Origin of the sequence: Aphanothece microscopica RSMan92, assembly GCF_046613545.2 — a bacterium.
Lineage (GTDB): Bacteria > Cyanobacteriota > Cyanobacteriia > PCC-6307 > Cyanobiaceae > NIES-981.
Genome location: NZ_JBKKKY020000415.1, coordinates 1 through 525, shown reverse-complemented (window position 1 = coordinate 525; position 525 = coordinate 1). Strand labels below are relative to the sequence as shown.

At 57.3% G+C, this 525-nt stretch carries 1 protein-coding gene; it reads left to right on the top strand.

What is annotated here, in order from left to right:
• On the top strand, window positions 1-489 hold a 489-nt coding region (locus ACLD7X_RS18305), incomplete at its 5' end, for a TetR/AcrR family transcriptional regulator (RefSeq protein ID WP_411425114.1).
• Window positions 490-525: the final 36 nt, after the last annotated feature.

Here is a 525-nt window from a genome sequence, read left to right as displayed (position 1 = left end):
ATCTACAACTACTATCGGAACAAGGGCGACCTGCTCGTCGCGATCGTCGCCCTCGAGGTGGAGGAGGTGCTGCGCGCCGGCGAGGAAGTCATCGCAAGGCCGCCACTTCTCGCGGGTGATGCGGTCGATGCGCTCATAGGCGGCTATGTGGAGCATTCGCTGCACTACCTTTCCAAGGAAATGTGGCGGCAGGCCATGGCGATCTCCACCGTCCAACCGACAAGTCCCTTCGGCGAAAGCTACGCCGCGCTTGATGTCGCCCTGGCGCGGCAGACGTGCCAGTTGCTCGAAAAGCTGCAATCGTTAGGCGCTCTGAGTTCCAGGGTGGATACACGCAGAATCGGCGAAGTAATATTCAACAACACGAATATGAACTTCATCATATTCGTAAAGAGCGAAGGGATGACGCTGGCTGAGCTCAGGAACAAGCTACGTCACCAGCATCACGCGGTGCTGATGGAATCGGGATCTTTGATGACGTCCACGTGATAGAGCTTCGTGTCGCGTTCCGATGCGCATCTGCAG